Source organism: Clostridium sp. AM22-11AC (assembly GCF_003473545.1).
Lineage (GTDB): Bacteria > Bacillota > Clostridia > Lachnospirales > Lachnospiraceae > Enterocloster.
Genome location: NZ_QUCM01000023.1, coordinates 26629 through 53052, shown reverse-complemented (window position 1 = coordinate 53052; position 26424 = coordinate 26629). Strand labels below are relative to the sequence as shown.

23 protein-coding genes are annotated in these 26424 nt (G+C 42.8%); 2 read left to right on the top strand and 21 right to left on the bottom strand.

Annotated features, from left to right (window positions below; translation table 11 throughout):
- Positions 1 to 89: 89 nt before the first annotated feature.
- Positions 90 to 3878 (top strand): MBG domain-containing protein, encoded by a 3789-nt coding sequence (locus DW251_RS15205; protein ID WP_118301633.1) that lies wholly within the window; start codon positions 90 to 92, stop codon positions 3876 to 3878.
- A gap of 94 nt (positions 3879 to 3972) precedes the next feature.
- On the opposite strand, the gene DW251_RS15200 is transcribed toward DW251_RS15205, so the two are convergent.
- From DW251_RS15200 to DW251_RS15185, 4 genes are all read right to left on the bottom strand, one after another.
- On the bottom strand, positions 3973 to 5043 hold the full coding sequence (locus tag DW251_RS15200) for a tyrosine-type recombinase/integrase (protein WP_021869412.1): 1071 nt from the start codon (positions 5041 to 5043) through the stop codon (positions 3973 to 3975).
- 61 nt (positions 5044 to 5104) lie between these two features.
- Positions 5105 to 5830 carry a tRNA 2-thiocytidine biosynthesis TtcA family protein gene (locus DW251_RS15195; RefSeq protein WP_021869413.1) on the bottom strand — a complete coding sequence of 242 codons (726 nt, stop codon included), beginning with the start codon at positions 5828 to 5830 and terminating at the stop codon, positions 5105 to 5107.
- A 352-nt stretch (positions 5831 to 6182) separates the two neighbouring features.
- A complete protein-coding gene (locus tag DW251_RS15190) occupies positions 6183 to 6440 on the bottom strand; it encodes an HPr family phosphocarrier protein (protein WP_021869414.1) in 258 nt (85 codons plus the stop codon).
- Between the two features lie 110 nt (positions 6441 to 6550).
- A complete protein-coding gene (locus tag DW251_RS15185; RefSeq protein ID WP_021869415.1) occupies positions 6551 to 8296 on the bottom strand; it encodes an LCP family protein in 1746 nt (581 codons plus the stop codon).
- A gap of 704 nt (positions 8297 to 9000) precedes the next feature.
- Between DW251_RS15185 and glmS the strand changes: the two genes are divergently transcribed.
- Positions 9001 to 10830 carry a glutamine--fructose-6-phosphate transaminase (isomerizing) gene (glmS, locus tag DW251_RS15180; RefSeq protein ID WP_118301632.1) on the top strand — a complete coding sequence of 610 codons (1830 nt, stop codon included), beginning with the start codon at positions 9001 to 9003 and terminating at the stop codon, positions 10828 to 10830.
- Between the two features lie 69 nt (positions 10831 to 10899).
- On the opposite strand, the gene DW251_RS15175 is transcribed toward glmS, so the two are convergent.
- From DW251_RS15175 to mreC, 17 genes are all read right to left on the bottom strand, one after another.
- Positions 10900 to 11538, bottom strand: coding sequence for a cytidylate kinase-like family protein (locus DW251_RS15175; RefSeq protein ID WP_021870622.1), 639 nt, complete (start codon positions 11536 to 11538; stop codon positions 10900 to 10902).
- A gap of 156 nt (positions 11539 to 11694) precedes the next feature.
- Complete coding sequence (locus DW251_RS15170; RefSeq protein WP_021870621.1) at positions 11695 to 12609, bottom strand: RluA family pseudouridine synthase; 915 nt, start codon at positions 12607 to 12609, stop codon at positions 11695 to 11697.
- Positions 12606 to 13127 carry a signal peptidase II gene (gene lspA, locus DW251_RS15165; protein WP_021870620.1) on the bottom strand — a complete coding sequence of 174 codons (522 nt, stop codon included), beginning with the start codon at positions 13125 to 13127 and terminating at the stop codon, positions 12606 to 12608. Before lspA ends, DW251_RS15170 begins: the two co-directional genes overlap by 4 nt.
- Complete coding sequence (aroB, locus tag DW251_RS15160; protein ID WP_118301631.1) at positions 13124 to 14233, bottom strand: 3-dehydroquinate synthase; 1110 nt, start codon at positions 14231 to 14233, stop codon at positions 13124 to 13126. Before aroB ends, lspA begins: the two co-directional genes overlap by 4 nt.
- An 81-nt stretch (positions 14234 to 14314) precedes the next feature.
- Positions 14315 to 14830 carry a cell division protein SepF gene (locus DW251_RS15155; RefSeq protein ID WP_021870618.1) on the bottom strand — a complete coding sequence of 172 codons (516 nt, stop codon included), beginning with the start codon at positions 14828 to 14830 and terminating at the stop codon, positions 14315 to 14317.
- A gap of 31 nt (positions 14831 to 14861) precedes the next feature.
- Entirely contained in the window at positions 14862 to 15560 is a 699-nt protein-coding gene (locus DW251_RS15150) for a YggS family pyridoxal phosphate-dependent enzyme (RefSeq protein WP_021870617.1), read from the bottom strand.
- A 30-nt stretch (positions 15561 to 15590) separates the two neighbouring features.
- A complete protein-coding gene (locus DW251_RS15145) occupies positions 15591 to 16991 on the bottom strand; it encodes an HlyD family efflux transporter periplasmic adaptor subunit (protein WP_021870616.1) in 1401 nt (466 codons plus the stop codon).
- 231 nt (positions 16992 to 17222) lie between these two features.
- Positions 17223 to 17642, bottom strand: coding sequence for a hypothetical protein (locus DW251_RS15140; RefSeq protein ID WP_021870615.1), 420 nt, complete (start codon positions 17640 to 17642; stop codon positions 17223 to 17225).
- 89 nt (positions 17643 to 17731) lie between these two features.
- Positions 17732 to 18706, bottom strand: a complete 975-nt coding sequence (locus tag DW251_RS15135) for a D-alanyl-D-alanine carboxypeptidase family protein (protein ID WP_021870614.1) — start codon at positions 18704 to 18706, stop codon at positions 17732 to 17734.
- The gene (gene mgsA, locus DW251_RS15130; RefSeq protein WP_021870613.1) at positions 18706 to 19101 is read right to left on the bottom strand and encodes a methylglyoxal synthase; all 396 of its coding nucleotides are present in this window, start codon (positions 19099 to 19101) and stop codon (positions 18706 to 18708) included. Before mgsA ends, DW251_RS15135 begins: the two co-directional genes overlap by 1 nt.
- Before the next feature lie 19 nt (positions 19102 to 19120).
- Positions 19121 to 20242 (bottom strand): FtsW/RodA/SpoVE family cell cycle protein, encoded by a 1122-nt coding sequence (locus tag DW251_RS15125; protein ID WP_021870612.1) that lies wholly within the window; start codon positions 20240 to 20242, stop codon positions 19121 to 19123.
- Between the two features lies 1 nt (position 20243).
- Positions 20244 to 20507, bottom strand: coding sequence for a cell division topological specificity factor MinE (locus DW251_RS15120; RefSeq protein ID WP_118301630.1), 264 nt, complete (start codon positions 20505 to 20507; stop codon positions 20244 to 20246).
- 13 nt (positions 20508 to 20520) lie between these two features.
- Positions 20521 to 21312, bottom strand: coding sequence for a septum site-determining protein MinD (gene minD / locus DW251_RS15115; RefSeq protein WP_021870610.1), 792 nt, complete (start codon positions 21310 to 21312; stop codon positions 20521 to 20523).
- A gap of 102 nt (positions 21313 to 21414) precedes the next feature.
- Positions 21415 to 22080: a septum site-determining protein MinC gene (locus tag DW251_RS15110; protein ID WP_021870609.1), complete on the bottom strand. Its 666-nt coding sequence runs from the start codon at positions 22078 to 22080 to the stop codon at positions 21415 to 21417.
- Between the two features lie 18 nt (positions 22081 to 22098).
- Positions 22099 to 25032, bottom strand: coding sequence for a penicillin-binding transpeptidase domain-containing protein (locus DW251_RS15105; RefSeq protein WP_021870608.1), 2934 nt, complete (start codon positions 25030 to 25032; stop codon positions 22099 to 22101).
- Positions 25025 to 25558, bottom strand: coding sequence for a rod shape-determining protein MreD (gene mreD / locus DW251_RS15100; RefSeq protein WP_118301629.1), 534 nt, complete (start codon positions 25556 to 25558; stop codon positions 25025 to 25027). The genes DW251_RS15105 and mreD overlap by 8 nt, the downstream gene beginning before the upstream one ends.
- Positions 25558 to 26400, bottom strand: a complete 843-nt coding sequence (gene mreC, locus DW251_RS15095; RefSeq protein WP_021870606.1) for a rod shape-determining protein MreC — start codon at positions 26398 to 26400, stop codon at positions 25558 to 25560. Before mreC ends, mreD begins: the two co-directional genes overlap by 1 nt.
- Positions 26401 to 26424: the final 24 nt, after the last annotated feature.

Below are 26424 nucleotides of genomic sequence, written 5' to 3'. Positions count from 1 at the left end.
ACTGTCAAAGATGGGATTATACCATCAATGGTGAAAATATCATAGATGATATACAAGACATACAAATTGAAGTATCTTACGAGAAAACATTGACGAGAACGGTTGAGATCACAACAAATGGCGGTAACGTTTCTGTTAATGATAAAGCAGAGTCTGATCAGGCCAGTGTTGAAATTGCGCCAGAGTCCCGTTCCATCAAATTAAAACCACAGGATGGATATGCCATCGAGTCTATCAAAGCAGACGAAACAGAAATTACTTTAAAAGATAGTGATTTCCAAAATTATGCTTATACCTATATTGCAGACAAAGATGAAATTACAGAGGATGCGGAGCCTCTTCAGCTTACTGTAACGGTGAAAAAAGTAGAACTGGTTGGAAAAGAAGGAACACCGGAGGTTCAGTGGATAAAAGATACCACAGAATTAGACGATGATTTTATAAATCTTCTGAAAAATGCAATTGTTGATACCGAAAACAGCTATCCAGATCTGGATGAAATGGATAACAAGTACATTAAAGTAGAATATCTGGCAAGAGAGGGACTGTTTGGAAATAATACCTATGCGGAACTGGATTATATCCCAAGTGGCTTAGCCGGTGCTGGCGCACATAAATTTGGTGAGAATACAGATGCTAATGGCAATTCAACGGAAACGATCCGTATTTCCTTAACAGGAAATAGCCGTTATAAGGATGCTTCTGTTGAGAAGAAAGTTGTGTTAAAAGATATTCGTGAGGATGCCTCTTTTGCACTTCAGGATGAAACAGAAATTGCTTATACAAGTGATTTAGCTGCTTTTAAACAGACTGTATATGATCAGATCGTATGGAAGAGTGCTGGTGCTAAACCTGAAATCGGTAAATTTAAAATAGAAGTAAAAGGAAAACTGACAGACTATTCCCTTGAAACAGCCCAGCTCCTTGGACTGCTGAATGTTGACAAGACTCCGGAATTAAAGATTACCTTTGCCGGAAATGAAGCCTACCGTGAAGGAGAAATTACTGCTTCTGTTAAAATTGTGGATCCACGTCCAATTGGTGAGTTTACGATCATGACTACGCCAATTACTTATACTTCGGATGTAGAGAAACTGAAACAGGAGCTTTATGACAGAATCACATGGACCAATGGTGTAAAACCTTCTATTAATCAGTTTACCATGCAGGTAAAAACAGGAGAAATCAAAACAGATGGACTTCCTAATGTCGAATTTTATGTTAATCTGGACAAGGCGCCATCCACCAATCTCTCTGTTGGTACAAGAACATTTAAGGTGAAATTTGCAGGAAACGAAGAGTTCCGTGGTAATGAAGTGGTTGCTGATCTGGAGATCGTAAAAGCGAAAGCCTCCATTTCTGTTAAAAACAAAAAAATTATTTATGGTGATCAGATTCCAGAGGATCTGGTAGAAGTTGTTCCTTCTGATGCCGGAGTATTAAAAATCTATGCTGGTGTAAATAGTGACCTGGCTGCTGCTATTTGCATACAGTTCCCATCTTATATGGTTAATATTCCTGTAGTCGGAAACGTTGATCTGGCAGAGTACCTGGAAAAATTGCTTGGTGAAAGTGCATCTATAGATGATCTCCTTGAAAAGCTGAATTCAACAGAAGGGCAGGCTGTTTTATCTATATTAAAGGCAATTGGTGTGGATACAGATACTTTCATGAAAGCTTTCCAGACCATCAGCGATTACCTTCCAGAGAGTGTAACTTCCTTTAAAGTTACCTTTGGCGCTCCTCAAAAAGCAGGTGGTTACACAGTAATTGCCGCTGTTGTTGATCCAAATTACGAGGCTGCTGTTGGAATTGGCTCTTTGATCATTCTGCCAAAGACAGAAAATATAGAGTTGCGTTGGACTCAGGATTTCTCTGTATTAAGTTACAAAGATATTCCTCTGAATGATGACGGTTCTCTGGATGAAGAACAGGCCATGAAGCTGTTCGGCGCGGTTCTGATGGATAAAGAAACTGAAACCGTTCTTGATAGTAGTAAAGTGCGCTATTTGTTTGTTGGCAAAGATGGTGATAAAGAATTCTATCGCAGCAACAAACCATCTGCAAAGCCTGGTGTATACACAGAAACCGCCTATGTATTAAACGGAAATAACATGGATTGGCCTATTGTCCGTACCTATGTGATCGGACGCACAGCTGCACTTATTCAGTTTAAAGACGGACAAATGGAAACTGCGCCAAAAGAAGATAAGGAATACGGAACTTCCGAGGCTTTATTTGCAACAAAACATGTTACTTACAATGGGGAAGCACAGGAGTTTAAAGCCGGCCTGTACCTTGCTGCAACTCCGGAAACAGAAATAGAAGATGCGGACATCCAGTATCGTTATTACGATGTTGTGACAGGAACTTACCTGGAAGGACTTCCTGTAAATGCAGGTATTTATCGTGTTACTGCTGATTTTAAAGGAAATGGACAGTATACAGATGCTGCAGACCAGACTGGTTATCTGATCATTGAAAAGGCCCAGCCTAAATTTGTGCTTGAAGAACAGCAGAATTTTACATACAATGGCGAAGCTCAAAAGATCATGGTTCAGTCTGTAGAAGATCAGGATCCTGAAACAAAGTATTCTGTTCTGTATAAAAATGACCAGACAGACGAAAATGCTTCCCTGGAAGCTCCCGTTCATGCAGGAACCTATCGGGCTATCTTAGATCTGCCAGAAACAGCAAATTATGCTGCTGCCCATGCAGAAGTGATCATGAACATCATTCCTGCAAAGGCAACCATCGAGATCCATCCGGTTTCTTTCAGCTTTGATGAACAGACCCATGGAGGATCCTATTTGGTATATGGTATTAGAGATGAAATTCCTGAGCATGAAGTAAGCTACAGTACAGATAATGAAATATTTGTGGCAGACGAGCCAATGGCAGTAGGTACTTATGCAATGCGAATTCAGATCACAGATCCTGACTATGAAAATGATGTAGAAACACAGGAAGATGCAGTTGTCATCAAGGAAAAGGAAATTGTTCCTGTAATTGCAGAAGCGTGCCTTGATATTCAATATGTATGTAATGGTCAGATCGTAGGACATCAGCTCGTAAAAGTAGAAGGAAATTCCGGTGATCTCTGCCTGTTTACAGATGAAAATGTAGTGTTGGAAATTCCTGAAGGCTATGAGAAAGAAGCTGGTTTCGGAAGTATTGAAGTTCCTTATGGCGAAACAGCGCAGACGATTGTTTCTGTAAAGCTCAAAGAAACCCAGGATGATAATGAAAAACCTGGTGATAACGGTGACAACGACAACAGCGGAGATAATGACGATAACGGAAGCAATGACAATAACGGAAATAGCGGTAACGGAGGTAATGGCGGATCCAGTTCATCTAGTGATGGTTCTTCCTCTTCCAGCCGTAAGACCATTATTTCCGAAAGCGGAAGCTGGCGTCAGGATGAAAAGGGTATCTGGTTTGAAAGAGCAGCTAGCGGATATCCGAAAAACTGTTGGAGTTTTATTGATGGAAAATGGTTCCATTTTAATGCAGAAGGATACTTAACACTTGGCTGGTACCTCTCAGAAGACGGAAAGTGGTACTATTGTGCTCCAGACGGAACATTGGGCACACCGATCGGAGCTATGTATACCGGATGGCTTAAGGATGGAGCAGATGGTTACTGGTATTATCTGGATCCAAACACAGGAGAGATGTTAACAGGCTGGAGAGAGATCAAGGGACAGTGGTACTATCTCAACCCGGAAACTCTTGGTGACAGTGGCTGGATGCAGGATTCTTCAACAAAGCAGTGGAATTATAATGTGAAAGCCGTTATGCCAAAAGGCGCACTGTATGTCAACACACAGACACCAGATGGTTATTTCGTAGATGAAAATGGTGTTCGCAGATAATTTCTAAATTAAAAGGCAATGCAGAGTCAGATGTTTTTCCAGTTCTGCATTGCCTTTTTTAATTTTACGAGTAATTTGCCTTTGGGCGCTGATTTTAGGGGGTGATCCCCTGATTTTCTCTTAATTTAACCGCATTACGGGCGCTGCGTCGACGCTCGTCTTCAAGAGCAGCATAATGCTTTTTAGTGGTATTAACATCGGAATGGCCAAGAACATCTGCTACCAGATATATATCACCGGTTTCCCGGTAAAGGTTAGTACCATAGGTGCTGCGAAGCTTATGCGGAGTGATCTTTTTTAACGGCGTAACGATCTTTGCATATTTCTTAACTAAATTCTCCACGCTGCGCACATTCATACGTTTTTTCTGGAGAGAGAGGAAGAGAGCATTTTCACTGCCCTCTTCGGGGATAATGTCATTTCGTTCATCCAGATAGTCCTGTAGCGCCGTTTCTACTTCCGTACCAAAGTAAACAGTAACTTCTTTCCCGCCTTTCCGGTGAATATGGATCCCACCATTTTTGAAATCAATGTCATTTATGTCTAATCCTACACATTCAGAAACACGGATGCCGGTTCCGAGAAGCAATGTGAGAAGAGCGAGATCGCGCAGTTTAGTCCGGTTGTGAAACGCTTTCTGCTTATCAGTCAGACCATCCCCTTGTTCCACTGCATCCAGAAGAAGAGCAACTTCATCAATATCAAGACGGATGATTTCTTTTTCATGAAGTTTGGGAAGCTGGACCAAAGCAGCAGGATTTGTTTTCAGTTTTTCTGTACGGAAAAAGTAGTTATAAAAGCTTTTAAGGGAAGAGATCTTGCGCATAATTCCCCGTTCTTTATTAACAATTTCCTGATTGTGCTCATTAAAGCGATATTTTAAATATTCCATATATTCTTCCAGATCTGTTACCGTGATCTGATCCAAATGATCTAATGTAAAATCCATTCGTTCCATTTTGGAAAAAACCGGATTTTCCTTTTTGAGGAAATCGAAAAAAACAGAGAGATCATAAGCATAGGCAATCCGGGTCCTGGTAGAAGTTCGTGGTTCGATCCCACGAAAAAATTCTGTACAGAAGGGTGGGAGAGTCTTCGTCATTTCCCGCAGCTTTTTTATATTCTCAATATCTTTTTGTTCGTAATAGGGTAGTGTCGTTGCCATAATTATGTATGCCTCATTTATAATTTATATATAATAAATATTTTCAGATTATTTTGTATTATTATTTAGAAAGCCTGGGCCAGTCTTCAAAATTTCCGTTAATGACCGCATGAAATAAACGTTCACGGACACCGGGACTGTCCATATTCAGTGTCCGGATCAGATTTTTCACATATTCACGGTGTGTATGTCCATCCATAGGACATGGATTTTTACAGACTGGAAGCTGATATTTATTCCGAAAGCCTTTTACATCCGCTTCGGAGACCAGCATCAAAGGACGGATAACCGTTAAATCGGTACGATCCAAATGGGTAACCGGCGGAAAGGCATAAAATCGTCCCTCATATAAAAGCGACATTAAGGCAGTTTCGATCAGGTCGTCCTTATGGTGGGCATAAGCAATTTTGTTGCAGCCAAGTTCCAAAGCTTTCTGGTTTAGGGCACCTTTTCTCATTTTCGCACACAAAGCGCATGGATTAGACTCTTTACGGGCTTCAAACAGGATCTTTCCAATTTCTGTGGAGATGATCTCATAGGGAACATTAAAATCTGCGCAAAGGGCCTTTATAGGCTCTAAATTCATAGTATCTAAGCCCATATCTACAGTAATGGCAGACAGGGTGAAGTGCTTCGGATAAAATTTCTGAAGCTGTGACAGACCATAAAGTAAAGTAAGACTGTCTTTACCACCGGAAATACCAATGGCAATATGATCACCGTTTTCAATCATCTGGTATTGGTCAATAGCCTGGCGGAGAAGGCTTAAGAGACGTTGGAGTTTCATTTGAGAGTGGGTCCTTTCTGAACGAGAATTAATAAAGATGATTTTGTTTTAGCATGTTAAGGTATGGAGAGTGATATTCAACTATTCGCGAAACAATACTTTAACGAATAGTTAAACCGATTTCACATTATATTCTTAATAAACCACTTACATACATCCCAATATTTTCAATTATTTCCACATATATTTTATTTCATTTCATCTACGCATAAACTGACTAAAAGCCCTAGTTTTTAATCCAGGGCTTTTAATTACTGTTCAATCAATCCATTCTATTATCGATTATATACTACAATTAATCATTTACATTATTCTCAAGTATCAATATCATTTAAAAATCATTTAAAGCAAATCACAAAATCGTTCTCAAAATCCCGCTTAAATATCCCATAGCCAGTTTCTCATCCGGTCCATCGGCAGTCAGGATCAGGGACTCTCCCTGTTTGGCGCCAAGGCTCATCAGGGATAAAACGTTTTTGCAGTCGGCAACTCCCTTGGCACTTTCCAGTGTGATCTTGCATTGGTAGTCGGAAGCGGCACGGCTTAAGCTCATGGCATTGGCTGCATGAAGTCCGTGATTGGTAGAAATAACATAACGGCAGCTGATCATAATGGCATCTCTTCTTTCGCAATAATGTTGTTTTAAAATCGTTTATTTGTTATTTATTTATCTTTTGAAAGCATTTTAACACAGACTTTTGACAAATACAATATTGGAAATTAAACTCCCGGACCTATCGGATCTGTATTTCCTGTATTTTCACCAGAAACATTGTCATTTTCTGAATTTTCGGTTGTTTTCTGGACACCAGGTCCTTTGGAGGACTCATCCGCTGCCGTTTCCGCTTTTTCTGTTTCTTTTGGCTTTACAGTACCTGGGCCGCCTTCCGATGCGCTGGTAGTTTCTTTCTCTGTTTTGGAGTCGTCCAGTTTTTCAATAATAGCTGCTGTACTCTCTTCTGCTGCTGTTTTATCCGTTGTATCGCCGGTCTCCTCTGTTGTTTCTTCTGCTTCAGAACTTTCTTCAGCTGCTGTTTGTGCAGCAGTCTGGGCCGGAGCATTATTTTTACTTGTTCCGGATGACTGGCTCTTGCTGTCTGATTTTCCGGAACCGGAAGAAGTCGGAGCCGCCTTACCACCTTCATAAAAACCTGATTCTTCAGCAATATGATCACTGATTTTCTTTACTGTAGAAGAAGGACTGTATAGGGCGTCTTCCCCATACAGGAACTGATGAAGGGTAACTACGTTGCTTTCCAGTGTTACAGGGATAACACAGTCCATTTTTCCCATTTTCTTTGTTTTCTGTGCAAATGGGAAGCCTGCTGTTTCACCAATATGATACTTACTTGCATTCTTTGCCATTGGAAGTACATCATCAACACCCACACTGGTGGAGATCTGTGGGAGGATCGCTTTTACCAGATTTGTACGGGTAGCAAGGTCTGCCTGTTTTGCTTTTTCAAGGGCCAGTGAAATAACCTTTCTCTGACGCTCTGTACGCTGGAAATCCGTATCCATGAGACGCAATCTACAGTAAGCTACAGCCTGTACACCGTCTAAATGGTTTGGACCTGCACTTGCCAGCTGTGTGGAACCAATGCCAGTAGAATTAACAGTTTCTGTAATAAAGGCATTAATATACTTAAATTCCGGCTGTGTGATCTCTATATCCACGCCACCTAAAACATTGATCGCCTGTGCAACAGCTTTCCAGTTAAATGTAGCGTAATCGTTGATCTTCACATCCAGGTTCTCTTCCAGGGCAGATACAGCCTGTTTATGACCGCCTTTGAAATAAGCCTCGTTGATCTTATGGTAGGTCCCCTTGGAGTCGATCTTTAAATATGTATCACGGTAAACGCTTACCAGTTTTATTTCTCCTGTTTCCTGATTGATACTGCAGATCAGCTGGACATCCGCCAGGGCGTTTTTCGTATTTCCGTCACGGCTGTCTACACCAAATACCGCAATATTCCAGTATCCCGTAGCTCTGTGAAGGAAAGACCAGCCTCCATATACACAAAGCACCACTAAAAGGCTTAAAAGAATAACTGGCCATTTTGCTTTTTTCCGCTTTCTGGATGTTTTACCAGGATTGTTTCTGCCGGTTTTACCCGTTTTGCCTGATGATGCAGAAGCTTCCACATTTCCTGTAGTTCCAGATGTGCTATAACGGTTGCTGGTTTTTCTTTTTCCCCTGCTTTGGTTGCTATATTCGCTATATCGGTGAGAAACACCTGCACTGCGGCGGTTGTCGTTTTCAAAAGGAACTTCCAGTCCGTTCGGATCCGGTTCTTCCTCATATTCATAGTCGTAATCTTCTTCTTCGTAATAATCCTCGTCATATGTATGATCGACAGTTTTTGTCTGTCTTGGACGGTTTTTATAGTTTCTTCCTGTTCCCTGGCGGCGGGCCCGCAAACGCTGCAGTTCGTCACCTTCCTTATTTTCATGTAAACGCATGATCGGTTACCTCTATTCTCTTCTTTCTTACTAAAAATAAATACCGTTTATTTTTCTCGGCAGTTTAGTCCACTCACGAACCCCGCGCTATCGCGCTCCACTGTCTGCTGACGCAGACGGTTCGTTCGTTGATGAGCTTGCGAAAAATAAATGCCACCTGCGGTGTCGCTTACTTTTCGCTGCGCCCATCACATTATAACATACCATTTTAGCAAAATACAGTGTGAAACTCTTACAGAAACTTTAAGGCGGGTTGGGAAAAAGGCAGCATAATAGCGGCAAAATTAAGAGTTGACGCATATTGTAAATATGAGATATAATATACGGGATTTGTTTTTGGAGGAAACAAAGATAATAGTAAAGCTATAGCGCCATGCACCTGGGTCGGGTCGTGAACAGTAACGGATGAATGAATAATAACTTACTGCTGACACAGGTTAACGAGGTGGAGAGAGAATCGAACATATTCGGCGGGTGCTCTCCCATGCAGTCCGGGCGTGTTTTATACCAGAAAAATATGCGGGTAACTGCAAAACAAAGCTGGTATAACCGGACAGAACAGATACGAAAAGCAAAACGTCAAAACGAAATTAAAACAAGGTTAAAATGGAAGCAGACAGTCATATATCAGAGGGATCATATCCCTTTTCTTTGCGTACGCAATAGTCGGATATTTACGGCTGCTCTGGGAAAGGAATTGTATTATGTGCGGAATTATTGGATATACAGGGCCTCTTGAGGCAGATAACATACTTTTAAATGGACTGGCTGGTCTGGAGTACAGAGGTTATGACAGCGCCGGTATCGCTTATTTTGGAAATGACTCCAAGATCCATCTGATCAAAACAGTCGGTAAAGTAGCGGCATTAAAAGAACTGGTAAAACAGGAAAGCGACTGCTCTTCCCACTGTGGTATCGGACACACCCGTTGGGCAACCCATGGCGGTGTTACAACAGAAAATGCGCATCCACACCGTCAGGGACTGGTAACTCTCATCCACAACGGCATTATTGAAAATTATCATCAGCTTACAGAAGAATATGATCTGGCGGATCATCTGCTTTCACAGACAGACAGTGAAGTAGCTGCAGGTGTGTTAAATGCCCTTTATGAGCGTATGGATCATGATCCGCTTCTGTCCATCCGTCATTTTGTAAAAGAGCTTCAGGGTTCCTACGGCTTCTGTATCATGTTTGAAGACCGTCCAGGTGAGATTTATGCAGTACGCAATGTAAGTCCCCTTGTAGCGGCTTATACCCACTCAGGAGCAATGATCGCCTCTGACCTTACTGCTCTGATCGCTTATACAAAAGAATATTTTGTAGTTCCTGAGGGAAATATCGTTCGTCTGACTCCTTACAAGGTACGTGTTTATGATATGGAATTAAACCGTGTCGAGCCGGATATGATGGAAGTAAACTGGAATGTGGATGCAGCTATGAAAAATGGTTTCCCACACTTTATGTTAAAAGAGATTCACGAACAGCCGGATGCATTAAAGAATACCATTCTTCCCCGTCTTTCCAAGGGACTTCCGGATCTGACAGATGACGGTATTCCGGATTTTATCTTAAAAGACTGCAGCCGCATCCATGTGATCGCCTGCGGAACCGCCATGCACGCAGGAATGGTGGCAAGAGCTCTGATCGAACCTGGTATCCGTATTCCGGTCACAGTGTCTATTGCATCCGAATTCCGTTATGAGACACCTCTTATTGACGAAAAGACCCTGGTGATCGTGATCTCCCAGTCCGGTGAGACCATTGATACCCTGGCAGCTATGCGTCTTGCCCAGTCTTATCATGCACCGGTCCTGGCTATTGTCAATGTAAAGGGCTCCACCATTGCAAGAGAAAGTGACTATGTTCTTTACACACACGCAGGTCCTGAGATCGCGGTAGCCAGCACAAAAGCATATTCTGTACAGCTGGCTGCATTATACCTGATCTACTGCCGTATGGCTCTTGTTCGAGGCGTATACAGTCCAAAACAGGCTGAAGATTTTATGAAAGAACTCTTAGATGCCATCCCTGCTATGGAAGCTATGATCAGCCGCAGAGATGAGATCAAAAATATTGTTACTCATATTATTTCCAAAAATGACGCCTTCTTTATAGGAAGAGGTCTTGACTACGCCTTCTCCTTAGAGGGAGCCTTAAAATTAAAGGAAATCTCTTATATCCACGCAGAGGCATACGCAGCCGGCGAGTTAAAACATGGTACCATTGCACTGATCTCCGAGCAGGTACCTGTGATCGCCATTGCTACCCAGGAGCATATTTTTGCAAAAACCATCTCCAATGTACGGGAAGTAAAGGCAAGAGGCGCTTTTGTGATCCTCCTTGTAAAAGACTCTGCTGTGATCGAAGATGATATCGCCGATGTTCAGATCCGTATCCCGGATATTGCAGACAGCTTTACTGTGTTCCCGATCGCTGCTATCTTACAGCTGATCGCATATTATGCATCTGTAGGAAAGAACCTGGATGTGGACCAGCCAAGAAACCTGGCAAAATCCGTTACTGTAGAATAAAATAAGAATACTGGGGAAAAAATCCCCAGTATTCCGTTTACAATATTCTATATGTTTTATGTAGCAGTTTTATTTCTGCTTTTTCCATTCCTGTTTCTTCTTTGCCAGTTCCATGATAATATCAACGGCACCTTCCTGTCCTACAGCGCTGCTGTTGATACACATATCATAGCTCTTTGGATCGCCCCATTTTTTATTGGAATAGTAATTGTAGTAGCTGGATCTTCTCTTGTCAGTTTTGATCATCAGATCTTTCGCTTTCGCTTCATCTACATTGTAAAGCTCACTGACACGTTTGATCTTGTCTGCTTCATCTCCGGTGATAAATACACTGACTACATTTGGATAATCTTCCAGAGCGTAATCAGCACAACGTCCGATAATAACACAAGGACCTTCATCAGCCATTTTCTTTATGGTATCAAACTGTGCAAGGAAGATCTTATGATTGATCGGCATATCCGAATAACCGGTAGCTGTATAACCCATAGAATAAGAATCCATTACCAGAGAATAAAGAAAACTGCTGGTTGGGCGCTCGTCATGTTTTTCAAATAATTCTTCACAAAGTCCGCTGTGCTTTGCAGCCTGGGCAAGGAGCTCCTTATCATAGCATTTAACTCCCAGTTTTTCAGCAAGCATCTCTCCTATCTTCTTGCCGCCGCTTCCGCTCTGTCTTCCGATGGTGATAATAAGATTTCCTGACATAAAACCTACCCCTTTCCGCTTAGCGTCTGATGTCTGTTCATCTCGCCGTTCGTTATATTTTTTCTAGCATTTATCTTTTATACCTGTATTATAACTCAAAAATTCAGAAAAGTATATAGAAATATAAAAATGTCCGACAAATGTCGGACAAATAGGCTATTCAGGTAATGTATTCAAAAGCTTTTCAAAATATTCGGGAAGCGGGGCTGTAAATTCCATATACTCTCCTGTACGTGGATGGATAAATCCTAAAATTCCAGCGTGAAGAGTCTGCCCTTCCAGTCCGGCAATAGGACATTTTCCAGGTCCGTAAACCACATCTCCCAAAAGAGGATGTCCGATACTTGCCATATGCACACGAATCTGATGGGTACGTCCTGTTTCCAGCCGGCATTCCACATGCGTATACTGGCGGAAACGTTTCAGAACCTTATAATGGGTCACTGCATTTTTTCCATGATTATAGTTAATGCTCATTTTTTTACGGTCTGTAGGATGACGTCCAATAGGAGCATCAATGGTACCTGTATCATCTTTTAACACACCGTGGACAATGGCCTGATACCGCCTGGTAATAGAATGTTCCTTTAACTGAGCCGCAATGGAATTGTGGGCCATATCATTTTTGCAGGCAATAATAACACCTGTGGTATCCATGTCAATGCGGTGGACGATGCCAGGACGCATTACACCGTTAATACCGGAAAGCTGGTCCTTGCAGTGATACATCAGCCCGTTTACCAGTGTGTGTGAATAATGACCGGCAGCCGGATGGACTACCATACCTTTAGGCTTATTGATCAGGATCACATCCATATCTTCATATAAGATATCCAGATCCATATCTTCCGGTTCGATCTCCGGTTCTACCGCTTCCGGGATATCTAAGGAGATCACCTCGCCTTCTTCCACCTGATAACTGGCTTTTACAGGTTTGCCATCTACCAAGACCAGGCCGCTTTTTAACAGTTTCTGGATATAAGAACGGCTTAACTGTTCATTTACAGTAGAAAGGTATTTGTCGATCCGCAGACCGCTGTCTGCTATTTCCGGGAAAAGTTCCTGTTTCACTGATCTCCGCCTTTCTTTTTAAAGCTGAATACAGCCATATCCTCGTCTTTATAATAGAACATGATCAGAAGTACCAGTCCAACAGCGGAGCATGTTACATAACAGTCTGCTACATTAAAGATTGGGAAGTTGATCAGGGAAAAATACAGGAAATCCACTACGTAGCTCTGGGTAATGCGGTCGATCATATTTCCAACAGCGCCGGAAGCAATAAGCATCAGGCATACAGCAAGAGGACGGTAATGTTTTCCATCAGGCATACGCCATAACATGTAAAGAACTCCTGCAAGAACTAAAACAGCGATCAGGAAAAAGAACAGCTGCTTCTCCTGGAGCATACCAAAAGCAGCTCCTCTGTTTTCTGAATAATAAAGTTCAAATACACCCCGGATGAGTACCAGAGGGGAGTTTCCCTTTAAATATGCGCTGGCAAGCCCCTTTGTCCACTGATCTAATCCCACCAGGATCACAAACCCTATGAGAAAACGTACAAAGAGGGAACGTTTTTCTTTTGTCATTTTCTGTCTCCTTCATTACCGCCGCAGATCAGGTCAAAACCTGTTTTCATCTCTTCTTCTGTAACAGTACGGTCTACATAGGCATTTCCCACTGTTTTTAAAAGAATGAATTTTACTACGCCGGAATCCATTTTTTTATCACTTTTTGTTGTTGCGTAAACGTCTTTCCAGTCAAGACCGCTTACAGTAACAGGCATTTCAAAAGCTTCAAAGGTATTTTTAATGTCCTGTACCTGCTCTTCGCTGATCATTCCCCGCAGAGCGCTGATCTTAGAAGATGCAATACATCCAAGACCTACACAATGACCGTGAAACTCTTTGAAATTCATTAATTTCTCTACAGCATGTCCCAGGGTATGACCAAAGTTTAACAGGGCGCGCTCTCCCTGCTCCGTAGGATCATTTTCTACTACCTGCTTTTTGATCTCATTGCTGCGATATACCATATCTTCACAAACAGCCAGGTCTCTCTTTAAAATAGACTCCCTATTGTCTTTTAACCACTGATAATAAGATGCGTCCTTGATCAGTCCATGCTTGATCACTTCGCCCATTCCAGAGGAGAACTGCTCTTTTGGCAGGGTTAAAAGGGTATTCAGATTGGTATAGACCAGTCTTGGCATGTGAAAAGCACCTACCATGTTTTTGTAGGCATCAAAATCAACACCTGTTTTTCCACCGATACTGGAATCTACCTGGGAAAGCAGGGTCGTAGGGATCTGGATAAAATCAATGCCTCTTAAATAGGTAGCAGCCGTAAAGCCACACATATCGCCGATCACACCGCCGCCTAAAGCAGCTAACATATCCTTACGGTCAAAATGCTCTAAAATGAGATGTTCATAGATTTTTTTTACTGTATCCAGATTTTTATTCTCTTCTCCAGCCGGGATAACAAAATAAGAGATCTTCTTACAGCATTTGCTTAAACGTTCTTTTACTTCTTCCAGATATAAAGGAGCCACATTGGTATCTGTAACAATACAGATCTTGCGCTCAGACAGATGGAATTTGTTTACTTCTTCTGTCAGCTTTTCAAAAGATGGTTCCATTACAATATCGTAGATCGGTTTCTGGTCTTTATATACATTCAGGCGTTTTGACATATCATTCTCCTTAGTCCTGTTTTTCGTATTTTTACATAGAAAATCGGCAGACTCATCAGGGGTCTGCCGCATGCTTTGGTATTATAAATGGATGTTCAGGCTGGACATGTCCACTCCTGAGCTGACACCTGCTGACAGGATGTCCTGAAAATCACCGGACAGTTCCACGGAATCAGGTGTTGCAATGAAGATGTAATTGGAAATCTTCTGGAGATTTCCGTTCATGGAATAAGTTGCTCCGGAAGTGAAATCAATGATCCGCTGCGCGGTTTCCATATGAATTCCTTCCATATTAAGTACAACTGCTTTTCCAGAGAGAAGATAATCACAGATATCTCTGGAGTCGTCCATAGAAGTAGGTTTGATCATTGTCACTTCCATACTTCTTCTCATAGGAACTACTTTTGGATTTGAACGGCCTAAAAATTTTGGCTTTTCTTGTCCCTCTGGCTCATCTTCCGGTTCTGTATTATTTCTCTTTGAGAAAAGTCCTTTCTTAGGAGCTTCATCTTCAAAGTCATCATCCAGGTAGTAATCGTCCTCGTCATCTTCAGAACTTAACCGCATGGTATCCATTAACTTACCTAACAGACTCATTTTACTCTCTCCAATCCTCTTTTCATGCTGCTTACTGGGCAGCACCATATAGCCGGGCACCGAAAATGCCGGTTCCGACTCTTACCATGGTAGCGCCTTCTTCAATAGCAACCTGATAATCTCCGGTCATACCCATTGAAAGCACATCCATAGTAACATTATCAATGTTTTTCTTACCTATGTCAACAGCAAATTCATATAATTTTTTAAAAACTTCTCGATTTTCCTCTGGATTCTCTACAAAAGGCGCAATTGTCATAAGCCCCTTAATACGTACATGGGGGAATTTTGCGATCTCCCGGATCGCTGCTTCTGTATCTTCCAGGAAAAAGCCGTATTTACTCTCCTCTTTTGCCACATTGACTTCCAGTAAAATGTCAGCAACCATATCTTTTTTTGCTGCTTCTGTTTCGATCTGTTCAGCCAGGCGTAAAGAGTCTACAGAATGGATCAGGACTGCTTTTCCCATAACCTGATGTACTTTGTTGCGCTGTAAGTGACCGATCATATGCCAGCGGATATCTTCCGGAAGTTCCGGCTTTTTCTGAACGATCTCCTGTACTTTATTTTCGCCAAAATCCCTGGCACCTGCCTCATATGCTTCTTCCAGCATAGGTACCGGTTTGGTCTTGCTCACTGCGATCAGAGTGACCTCTTTTGGATCACGTCCAGCCCGTTTGCAGGCTGCTTCTATATTCTTTCTTACTTCTTCTAACTGTTCTTTAATCATGGTCTGTTCCTCCTTTTTATAATAGAAAAATTACTGATAAAGAAGCTGTCCCTCTCCTACAGAGGACGCGTCTAATACGATATGATCATAAACAGAAAGCCCATAAGTTACATTGTTTTTAATGGTATAATACTCACTGTTGGAGTCCAATATCTCTACCTGGGTGAAGACGGTATATCCTTTATTAATATTGTATACACCCTTCAGGGAAGATGTACGGCCGATCTGGTACCGGTCAGAAGACTCTGGACGGACAATATAATCTCCTGCCTTAAAATCACCTTCTTCATCCACTGCAATATAGTAGAATTCATCATCTTCAAAGCCAATATTGGCAGGCACAAAAAGAATGGATGTACCGTTGGCATCATAGATCTCCTTGTTAAATCCAATGTCCATGGAGTCACCGCCCTGGGCTGCATAGGATTTTGGCAGCATGTAAAAGTTCTTTTCTGTAACCGCACTTACAGGGATCTTTAAGCCCTTTGCCTGAGGCTGTTCGATCTCAAAATCAATAAAGCGGTCCATAATGAACTGGGCCATATAGCGGTTCATATCCAGCTTACCATAAACAGCCCCGTCTTTTCCAGTAAAAGTAGAATAATCTGCCGTGGTTTTCAGGTCATAATCCTTAAAATCCACAGAAAGAGATGTCTTATCTGCATATAAAGAAGCGTCATCATTGGAAAGTGGAAAGACAATGGACCAGTTTTCAGAGGAAGCGATCTTATAGGCAGGTGTTCCGCTTTCGATCAGATCCCCGGATTTGTGGATATTTTTTGTATAATTGGCTTTGTTAAAACTTTCTGCTTCTATATCAGAAGGCTGTAAGGACTCATAGGAGTCGATCCCATAGGAAACAACACCAGCTGTATCTGAACGGACCTGCTCAAACACAAGACTGGAATCCTGGGAGATCTTATCTAACTGGTCTAAGGCACTGAAACTGGAATATTCCATAACAGAAGCCTCTAAGGAATATCTGGCGTCATAAATAGAGTCAAATTTTTCATCAGACATGGAAAGCACATAGGAAGATAACTGCTTTTTCAGGTCTGCAAGGTTTTCATCAGGAAGTGCCTGGTTTTCTATACCATTTTCTTTTAACAGGGAATCCAAACGCCCGGTCTCATCTAAAGAATAGATCCGGGTTCCCACAGAGGCCCGCTTTCCCTCTCTGAGGTAATAATTGATATAACCACTGTTCTGGGCATTTCGCACCTGTTCATCCCGCAGGATCAGGCCGGTATACTGTTTGTTGTTTACGATACCGCCTTCTACTACTTCATAGAACTGTACTTTATCCCGTCTGAAATAGGCGAAAATATTAAAAAGCATATATAGGAAAATGATCCCGAAAATGATCACGCCCACATTTAGATTATGAGGTCTTCTGTAAGGGATTATCTTCCTGTTCTTCTTTTTTGACATGGAACCAGGACTCTCCTTTAAAACTATGATGTTGGGGTCAAAAGGTATTTTGCCCCCTATGATACCAAGTTCAAAAATCCTCCTGCAAACAAGCTTGCATCGGATTTGCGACCTTTTGACCCTGGTATCATTCAAAAAAAGACTACCTTCCGCACAAGGCATACGGTTGACCCTTGTGCGGCAGGCAGCCTTTCTGCTCCTGTCTGTTATTCTATCACAGAATATGTATCATTACAATGAAATAATTACATCACCTTTCGCGCACTCTGGAAGCTCATCTGCATCCATAGAGATGCTCAGAACAAAGGTTACATGATATTTATCACTGATTTTTTTCAAAGTCTCATAGGTTTCGGTGATATCTGCACCCTCCAGTGCGGACAGTTTTAAGAAGCTGTCCAGGTACATGGTTTCAAGGTCATGATCCTGGGAAATAATTCCACAGATAAATCCTAAAAATCCTTCAGCGGATGCAACTGGAAATTCATTTACATTGATAAGACGGATACGGTTGTTCAGCTCATACATGTGCTGAGCACTCTTATCAAGATATACGACTGTTCCGTTAGCCCCTTTAATAGCTGCATTAGCCATATCTAACAGATGTTTTGTTTTGCCTTTACCCTTTTTTCCTGCAATAATCTGAACCATAGCGATCTCCTCCTTGAGTTATATATGTTGTATAAAAAATCAATTGAGATTATCTTGATTATAGTATAAATTCATGCAAAACGCAATCACTATTTGACAATTTTAGAAATTATATTTGTCATATTGTCATATAAATGAGGTCGGCTGTCAGATTTTAGTACAACAGATATAAATTCTCTGTCAGAATCGTCTTTTTCAGCCATGATCAGACAATATCCGGCTGCTTTGGTAGTACCGGTCTTTCCGGAAAATACAGTAAGGCCATCTGGCGTCTCCTGCTCTCCTGTAAGATACCAGTTTCCGCCTCTCCAGGTCTTTGAAACGCTTTGTCCTGCTCCATTGGTATAATTGGCAGTATAAGCAGTGGAACCTGTTACAGTACGGAATTCCGGATATTTTAAAGCCTCATTAAAAATAAGGTACAGATCATATGCAGTTGTATAATGATCCTCATCATGAAGACCATGTGGATTCATAAAATGAGTATCCGTAGCTCCAAGGCGCTTTGCCTCTTCATTCATCATATCGGCAAAAGCATCAATGCTTCCTGCCATATGGATAGCAATAGCCGCTCCGGCATCATTTCCGGAAGGAAGCATCAGTCCATAAAGCAGCTGCTCTAAAGTAAGGGTATCACCTGGCTTGATACCGCATAAGGTAGCTCCTGACTCAGAGATCACAGCATCCTCTGTTACAGTAACCTGGTCCTCTAAATTGCCGTATTTAATGGCGATCAGGGATGTCATTACTTTCGTAATGCTGGCCGGGTACATTTTTTCAAAAGCATCCTTACTGTAAAGGACCTCACGGTCTGTAAGGTCAAAAAGAGCTCCGGCCTGTGAAGTTACATCTTCCGGATCAAAAGAACCTTCATCGGAGATAACACACAGATCCGAAGCAAATCCCTTTGCTGCCTCATCTTCAGCAGCAAAAGAAGCCTCAATGGAAGGAACCCGTTCCTTCAGTGAATATGCGTCTTTCAGGCCGACGGAACAGCCAGAAAGACACAGGGAACCGGACAGGATCAGTCCGGCGGCTAAAGCCGAAAAACGGCATCTTTTCATTATCGTACTACCTCTCTCCACTCCATATCGCCTCTGTCAAGTGCCTTGATCAGAAGTTCTGCAGTAGCCAGATTCGTAGCCAGAGGGATATTGTAGGTATCGCACAGGCGTACTACGTCGTTTACATCTGGTTCATGTGTTTTTGGAGTTAAAGGATCACGCAGAAAAATAACCAGGTCCATCTGGTTGTGTTCGATCTGCGCTGCCATCTGCTGGGTTCCGCCTAAGTGGCCAGCCAGGTATTTATGGATATTTAAGTTGGCAACCTCCTCGATCAGTCTTCCGGTGGTGCCGGTTGCATACAGTGTATGCTTGCTTAAAATACCTCTGTAAGCGATACAGAAATTCTGCATCAGTTTCTTCTTTGCATCATGTGCGATCAGTCCTATTGTCATATCTATAACCCTCCTTGGATCAATAATGTCGTGGTACTCTCTGAAGACCTGCGTTTAGCACCAGTCCCATACCAATAAAAATACTGATAAGCGAACTGCTTCCGTAACTGATAAACGGAAGGGGAAGTCCGGTATTAGGGAAAATGCCGGTTGCAACTGCAATATTTGCAAAGCCCTGAAAAGCGATCAGGGTGGCCATACCTGTACAGATCAGTCTTCCTGCCAGGTCTTTTGCTCTGGCTGCCATCATAAGGCACTCATAAACGATCAGTAAAAACAGAATGATCACGATCACACAGCCAATAAAACCAAGTTCTTCACCGATCACGGCAAAGATAAAGTCTGTCTGCTCTTCTGAAAGGAAATTTCCGTTTTTAACAGAGGCGATCGTTGTATTAAACAGTCCCTTACCTTTTAACTGTCCGGAGCCAATGGCGATGATGGAGTTATTCTGCTGGTAACGTGCTTCCCCGTATCTGTCAGGATAGAACCATGCTAAAATTCTGCCTGCCTGATACTCTTTGATAAAAGGGATCAGACCGTGTAAAAGCAGATAGACACAGGTTCCCACCATAGGGATGGTTACAGCTAAAACTCCCACGATCCACCGGTAGCTGATGCCTGCTGAAAAGACGATTCCCAGCACGATCACCAGTGTAACCAGGCAGGTGGAAAGGTTTGGCTGCTCAAAAATGAGCATAGCCGGTACTGCAAAAAGCGCTGCTGCAATGGCAACTGTGCTTACATTATTTATTTTTTCCTGATATTTCATAAAATACCAGGAAAAAGTAATAATCAGACCAATTTTTACAAATTCGGAAGGCTGAAGCTGTCCAAGTACCGGAACTTCGATCCAGCGTTTTGCGTTGTTGACAGATTTGCCCCAGATCAGTACTGCGATCAGACTGCAGATACACAGCAGATAAATGATCGTACTGAAGTTTAATATCTTATGGTAATCGATCAGAGAAAGACAAATGGCGATCACAAGACCTACCATAACACCCATCAGCTGTTTGGTAACAAAATCAGGATCCTTATTGGTAGCACTGCGTACTACCAGGACGCCGATCACATTCAGGGCGATCATATAGGACATAAGACGAAAGTTATAATTTCTAAAGTCGTAATCAAAAAACATATTAGTATAGCCCCTTGCTGGACATGGACCGTATCGGTATATCCGCACGGAGTACAGGCAGGTGATGGATCTGACCATCTGAAAAACTGCCTGCATCCATGGTAAGACGCACTGCGTCTTTTTCTATCTTCATGTATTTGGAAATGACACGGATCATGTCATTTTTTATCGCTGCTATCATCTCCGGTGAACATCCTGCTTTATCAGATAAAAGAAGAAAGGTAAGCCGGAGCTTTGCGGTATCTTTGGAACACCGTAATCTCAACTGCCATCACCCCTTATGCCCTTCTTAAGATCCTGGAAAGTTTTGCCAGGATACCGGCTGTTTCTCCCGGAGACTCCATGGGAACATTCTGTCCAAGCAGGCGTCTGCATACATTTAAATAAGCCTGTCCTGCGGCAGATCCCATACCCACTAAAGGTTCTCCCTGGTTTGTGGAGACCACGATGTTTTCGTCATCGGGAATGGCTCCGATCATATTCACCGCCAGGATATCCTGTACATCGGTTAATGACATCATATCTCCCCGGCGTACCATATCTGCACGGATCCTGTTTACGATCAGGTCAATGGCACCGATCTGGGCGTGTTCTAACAGACCAATGATACGGTCTGCATCCCGGATCGCCGAAACTTCAGGTGTGGTGACTACCAGTGCCCGGTCTGCACCGGCAATGGCATTGTAAAAACCCTGCTCAATGCCTGCGGGACAATCCAACAGGATATAGTCGAAATCGTCTTTCAGGTCATCGGTGAGTTTGATCATCTGCTCAGGTGTCACAGCTGACTTATCTCTTGTCTGTGCAGCTGGCAGAAGGTAAAGGTTTGGATATCTTTTGTCTCTTATCAGGGCCTGCTTCATACGGCAGTTTCCTTCTGCAACGTCTACCAGATTGTAGACAATGCGGTTTTCCAGTCCCATAACTACGTCCAGGTTTCTAAGGCCGATATCTGTATCGATCAGAACGACCCTTTTTCCCAGAACAGCCAGTCCTGTTCCCACATTTGCAGAAGTAGTGGTTTTACCTACCCCACCTTTTCCAGAAGTAATCACAATGACTTCACTCATAGGAACCTCCTGAAAAATTGAGTTTATATTACTTTACCAATTTATTGTACATTAAATTGCGCAAATTTACCAGTATTTTTTTGAGTTCAACCAAAAATTCACCTATAAATCCAGTAGGCTGCTGAAAAATGGTTTCTTTAAAGGAAGAACTTTTAATTCTCCATTCTCTACAGAAGCGATCATGGTTCCTTTTCCCAGTTTGTGGTTCTTTTCATTAAACCGGCTGGTGTGATTTCCGATGCGCAGCTGCAGGGGAGACATGGAAAAGGCAAGGATCACTGCCTGGTCATTTCCCGCTGCACCGGCTGTAACGGTTCCCTTTAGTTCTCCTAAGATGATCACATTTCCCTTGGCTGTTACCCTGGCGCCATGTTCCACATCACCGATGATCACAATGCTGGCTTCTGACTCTAAGGTATCTCCTCTTTTTAAGGTTCCCCGGTAAAACTGGCCGGTCTGTGCACTTAATTCCATTAATTTTTCATTTAGTGCTTTTTCACAGCGTTCGATCCGCTCTGCATCTGTATCTAACAGGCAGAGGATCTGAAGCTGTGAGTTCTCTGTAATTGTATTTACGATCTGAAATTCTTCTTCGGCGGACAGAGGCCTTCCTTCCAGAGTCAGTGTCATCTGGGCATTTCCCCAGAAACGGGCACTGTCTCCAAACTTTTTTGCAATACTGGCAAGAAGGTCCGGAAACGGCAGGTCGGGATTTAGGATCACCGTCATACCCGCCTTGCTGCTTTTAATAACGATTCCATCCTGCATAGAAACATTCACCTCTTTTTAATCTCCAACAGTTACATTTGATACACTGGAAGCACCGGAGCCCAAAACCTGCTCCAGACTTGTATATCCGTAGTAATATTCATAGACTTTTTTTCCAAGGGTAGCTGCGTTGGTACCTGCGTATCCATAAGGAATATTTACAGTCACAGCGATCTCCGGATTGCTGTAAGGTGCAAAGGATACGAAGAATGCATGGTTTGCGCGGCTGCGGTCCTCCTGTGCAGTACCGGTCTTTCCGGCTACTTCTACAGGACTTCCTGCAAATACAGATTTTGCGGAACCGTCGGTAACAACCCGCCGGATACCTGCCTGTACTGCATCCCAGGTACTGTCTGCCGCATCCACATGGGAGCTGACAGAAGGAGTATAATCTGTGATCAGATTTCCATCTGAATCAGTCAGTTTATCTAAAAGACTTAACTCAAATACAGTTCCCCTGTTTGCAACAGCAGCGATATAACGGGAAAGCTGTACATTGTTATAGGAGTTGGTACCCTGTCCCATTGCAGAACGTTCCGGGTCCTCTGTAGTAAGGTGTGGTTCTGTTTCCGGCAGTTCTACACCGGAGGTATGGTCCAAGCCAAACATGCTGGCATATTTACGAATCGTGGAAAGTCCCTTTTCCGGTGAATAGGTTCCGTCAGCTGTCATACTTAAGCGGTGTCCAAGTTCTGCAAATACTACGTTACAGGAGTTCTGGATACCTGCGATGATATCTTCGGTGCCATGTCTGCCTGGATAGATCCAGCAGTTGATCGGCGGATTTGCCTGGTCATATACACCGGTACAGTCAATAGTATCAGAAAGGGAGATCACTCCTTCTTCCAGTGCAGCAATAGCTGTGATCGGTTTGAAAGTAGACCCCGGAGCCTTGATAGCCTGGGTAGCGTTGTTGTAAAGCGGATTGGACATATCGCTTTGCAGTTTTGCAAAGTAAGCTGCATCTACGCTTCCGGACATACGGTTATTATCATAACTTGGATAAGAAACCAGGGCACGGATTTCTCCTGTCTTAACATCTGTTACAACACAGCCTGCTGTACAGGGATCAAGCGCCAGCTGGGCCGGTGTCAGCTCCAAATCCGCGATCTTATTTTTGATAAAATTATAAGTGTAAGCACTGTCTCCTGTTGCAAGTCCGGCACGGGCCTGTGGATCATCCCGTAAAACGCCCTGTGCAAATAATGCAAGGCACAGCTGGCTTCCTGTGATCACATTATCATTGACCAGGTAGCGGAACATACGCTTGGTAAAGTTTTTATCATCCTGAAGCTGGGCAATGATATAATCTACTAACTGGCTGTAAATATCATCTGCATTGGAATATTTACTGGAAGCTGCCAGCCTGGTGGTATCTACCCAGTTTCCTGCAATACCGCTGTAAATATAGTCCCTCAGGCTGATGGTGCCAGCTTTCCAGGCCTGATACTCCTGGGAATTCTGGTCGATCTTATCTCTCTGGACAATGCCGGAGTTATCTGAGGAAAGGAAACTGTAAATATAGTTCATATAGCTTGCCATATCCTTTGGAAGATCATTCATGGCAGCCGCATGGTCACTTAAAAGTTCTCCCCTTATAGCAGTTAAGATCTGATCCCTGGAAGCTGTGTAGGTGCGGTAGATCTGCTTTTCAATATCGGAAGCATTCTCTCCTGCCATGGCATCCAAAGAAAGCACGTTGTTATTGATCAGCTGATAATAAGCATTCTTTACAGGAATTGGCTTTTTGGAACCATCTCTTACAGTGGCCGGATCAATATCTTCGTTTACAAGGAATTTGGTAATGATACCGGCTAACTGCTGCTCGATCAGATTATAGGTAGCGATCTGCAGATCCCTGTCAATGGTCAGGTAAACGTCATTTCCTGCCTGTGCATCCTGCTGCTCAATGATCTCTCTCGGGCGTCCCATGTTATCTACATACATACGGGTATAGCCTTTTTCACCCTGAAGATCTAATTCCATGGATTTTTCAATGCCAATACGTCCTACAATATCATTAAGGTCATACTTGTCGACCCCATTGACTGCATCGCTCTTCTGTCCTTCCTTGGAACTGTTCCACTCTTCGTTTAAGCTGTCGATCTGGTCTTCCTGGACTTTTCCTGTATAACCGATGATCGGAGCAAAATACAGACTGTCATTGTATACACGGATAGATGACGGTTCAATGGAAACACCCTTTAAATCAGCCGCATTTTCATTGATCTCCGTCATAGTCTCCTGGCTGATATTGGTGGCAACGGTGGTACTCTCGTATTTCTGGAACCGGGTCAGCTCCATGGTATAGATGATATTGATCATATCAAGGGCCGTCTGGTCAGAAAGTTCCATTGGATTTCCGTCCGCATCTTTCATATCTGCCAGTTTATAGCCCTGACGGGAGGAACCCTTCTTTAATTCAAAGGCTTCCCTTGCAGTAATGTTGGAAGGGTATTTTCCTGTATCATCATCTAACTGCTGAGAAGAAATACCGTAAAAATTCAGAAGAAAACGTTTTTTAGCAGCATTGGAAGTACTGGTAAAATAGGGCTGTCCATTTTCATCTAAGGCGATCTCCAGCTTTCCGTCGATCTTTTCCCCACGGCGTTCCAGGATCGTCACAAGACGGTAGATCATGGCATTGCGGTCAGCTGCCTTTGGATAATCTCCCAGGTCCTGAATGGCAACTGCATAAGCCAGCTGATTATAAGCCAGCAGATTTCCATTACGGTCATAAATATTACCTCTGGTACCGGGAGTGGTCACCAGTTTTTCTGTTCGCTGCATATAACTTTCCTGATAGGAACTGCCGTCTAAGATCTGCATCCGGAACAGTTTACAGATCAGACCTATAAACATAAGAGTAAATATAACAGCCAGGGCAAAGAGGCGTGAAGTAATCACTTTTTTAAGAAATTCCCTGGTCACTTCCAGCAATTCATTAAACAATGGTCGTATCTCTCCTTTTTCCAATATCTTCCAGTCTTCTGCTGGCTGAAAGGAACAGCCGGTATACTAAAAGGGTGGTCACTGCAGTAAATATGATCTCCGGCAGCATGATCTTTAAAAAGTAATACGGAAGATTTAAACGTCCGCGGATCAGGAAGCGGAATACATAAATGTATAAGCTGTACCATAAACCATTTAAAATACTTAAGATCAGAGGAAGGGTGATATAATCCTCATAATAATATTTGGTAAAAATACCGTTGAAATAACCAATGTATACGTAGATCAGCGTATAAAAGCCAAATGGCCCGCTGTAGAAAAGATCCAGCAGCAGACCAGATAAAAAGCCGTAAAACATGCCTGCGTTCCGTCCGTGGATAAACCCGAAGGAAAAGGTAAGGATCAGAAGCAGGTTGGGTGTTGCCGCCAGAAAAGGCAGCAGGGGAAATACGCAGTTCTGCACAGTAAAAGCCAGGAGGATCAAAAGTATATTTAAGAGGATCTGTTTGATTTTTCCGTTATTCACTATTCTACCGCCTCATCACTGTTTTTAAGATCTGTTAAGATCAGAACTTCCTGAAGATTGTCAAAATCCGCAGCCGGGATCAGATAACCGGACTGGGTCAGATGATCCGGATCAATGGATACATCCACTGCATAGCCGATCAGGATACCCGGAAGATATTTGGTACTGATATTGGAAGTAATGATCTGGTCTCCGTTTCTAAGCACTGCGTCCCTGGAAAAATCTGTAAGTTTTAATCTTCCCTGTTCATAAAGGGTCAGGTCACCAGCAACAATACAGTTATAGGAAGAGTCCAGTGACATAGCGCCTACACGGCTGGAATCATCGATAATGGAACGGACCGTAGCATAATTGGCACCTACGTCTGTTACGATACCTACCAGACCACCGTCTGCTACTACGTTCATATCCACAGCAACCCCGTCAGAGGATCCTTTATTGATACGGAACACCTGGAACCATTTTTCAGAGTCTCTGGCGATCACTCTTGCGCCGATCTTGTTGTACTGCATGTACTCCTGGTCTAACTTGTACAGCTGGCGCAGGCGGTTTAACTCAAACTGCTCTGCCTGAAGCCTGTTATTGTCTTCTGTAAGCTGGGCAACCTGGGTTTTCAGGTTTTCATTTTCTGCCAGGGCAGCTTTTAATTTTCCATAATCGGTAAGTTCATTGTAAAGACCGGTACCTACTTTATTGACACCGGACTGTATAGGGATCAGAAAGTATCCCACGCCAGTACGGAGCGGTTCCATAATACCATCTTTTAAAGAAGTGATACCAATAAGCAGGATACAGAAGGCTGTAAGACCTGCCAGTATATATTTGCTGCGATTTGATTCCATGGATATCTGTTTTCCTTTACATGT

Excerpts from the sequence above, each read along its gene's own strand:
- DW251_RS15125 (WP_021870612.1), bottom strand. The coding sequence starts at position 20,242 with ATGTTTTTTGATTACGACTTTAGAAATTATAACTTTCGTCTTATGTCC.
- DW251_RS15185 (WP_021869415.1), bottom strand. The coding sequence starts at position 8,296 with ATGCGTTTACATGAAAATAAGGAAGGTGACGAACTGCAGCGTTTGCGG.
- DW251_RS15190 (WP_021869414.1), bottom strand. The coding sequence starts at position 6,440 with ATGATCAGCTGCCGTTATGTTATTTCTACCAATCACGGACTTCATGCA.
- DW251_RS15195 (WP_021869413.1), bottom strand. The coding sequence starts at position 5,830 with ATGAAACTCCAACGTCTCTTAAGCCTTCTCCGCCAGGCTATTGACCAA.
- lspA (WP_021870620.1), bottom strand. The coding sequence starts at position 13,127 with ATGACAAAAGAAAAACGTTCCCTCTTTGTACGTTTTCTCATAGGGTTT.
- aroB (WP_118301631.1), bottom strand. The coding sequence starts at position 14,233 with ATGTCAAAACGCCTGAATGTATATAAAGACCAGAAACCGATCTACGAT.
- mreC (WP_021870606.1), bottom strand. The coding sequence starts at position 26,400 with ATGGAATCAAATCGCAGCAAATATATACTGGCAGGTCTTACAGCCTTC.
- DW251_RS15150 (WP_021870617.1), bottom strand. The coding sequence starts at position 15,560 with ATGATTAAAGAACAGTTAGAAGAAGTAAGAAAGAATATAGAAGCAGCC.
- DW251_RS15110 (WP_021870609.1), bottom strand. The coding sequence starts at position 22,080 with ATGCAGGATGGAATCGTTATTAAAAGCAGCAAGGCGGGTATGACGGTG.
- DW251_RS15135 (WP_021870614.1), bottom strand. The coding sequence starts at position 18,706 with ATGAAAAGATGCCGTTTTTCGGCTTTAGCCGCCGGACTGATCCTGTCC.
- DW251_RS15145 (WP_021870616.1), bottom strand. The coding sequence starts at position 16,991 with ATGTCAAAAAAGAAGAACAGGAAGATAATCCCTTACAGAAGACCTCAT.
- mgsA (WP_021870613.1), bottom strand. The coding sequence starts at position 19,101 with ATGACAATAGGACTGATCGCACATGATGCAAAGAAGAAACTGATGCAG.
- DW251_RS15200 (WP_021869412.1), bottom strand. The coding sequence starts at position 5,043 with ATGGCAACGACACTACCCTATTACGAACAAAAAGATATTGAGAATATA.
- DW251_RS15140 (WP_021870615.1), bottom strand. The coding sequence starts at position 17,642 with ATGGTTCAGATTATTGCAGGAAAAAAGGGTAAAGGCAAAACAAAACAT.
- DW251_RS15155 (WP_021870618.1), bottom strand. The coding sequence starts at position 14,830 with ATGAGTCTGTTAGGTAAGTTAATGGATACCATGCGGTTAAGTTCTGAA.
- minD (WP_021870610.1), bottom strand. The coding sequence starts at position 21,312 with ATGAGTGAAGTCATTGTGATTACTTCTGGAAAAGGTGGGGTAGGTAAA.
- DW251_RS15175 (WP_021870622.1), bottom strand. The coding sequence starts at position 11,538 with ATGTCAGGAAATCTTATTATCACCATCGGAAGACAGAGCGGAAGCGGC.
- glmS (WP_118301632.1), top strand. The coding sequence starts at position 9,001 with ATGTGCGGAATTATTGGATATACAGGGCCTCTTGAGGCAGATAACATA.